The sequence below is a fragment of the Micromonospora sp. D75 genome (assembly GCF_018070405.1).
Taxonomy (GTDB): Bacteria; Actinomycetota; Actinomycetes; order Mycobacteriales; family Micromonosporaceae; genus Micromonospora; species Micromonospora chalcea.
In genome coordinates, this window is the sequence record NZ_JAGPXV010001212.1 from 1 (window position 1) to 421 (window position 421).

The 421-nt window shown below is 81.9% G+C and carries 1 pseudogene; it reads right to left on the reverse strand.

Features of this window, described 5'->3' with window-relative positions:
- Nucleotides 1–421, reverse strand: a pseudogene (locus tag KBX39_RS32915) (glucose-6-phosphate isomerase); the annotation flags it as partial.

Here is a 421-nt window from a genome sequence, read left to right on the forward strand (position 1 = left end):
CAGGTGAGCAGGTGCGCGCCGAGCGGCCCGTTGACGGCGACGTCGGCGGCCACGCCCGGGCCGACGCCCGCGCCGAGGGCGCCGCCGAGACCGACTGTGAGCACGCCCGGCCCGGTGGCGCCGGGGGAGTCGGGGGACTCCACGGCCACCGGCAGGAGCCGTCCGCCGGTGGCGTCGGCGAGCAGCGCGCCCGCCCAGCGGCCCAGGCCGTCGAGTCCGGTGCCGTCGGGGACCAGCGCTACCGTGTGCCTGCCCTCGCCGGGCGCCGCGCCCAGGGCCGCGCCGAGCGCGAGGCCCGGGTTGTCCCGGTCCCGGTCGAGCGCGGCGGTGAGCGCCTCCGCCTCGTCCAGCACCTCGGCGACCGGCGCGCCGGCCAGCGCCGCCGGGACCACGCCGAACGCGGTGAGCGCGGCCCACGGCC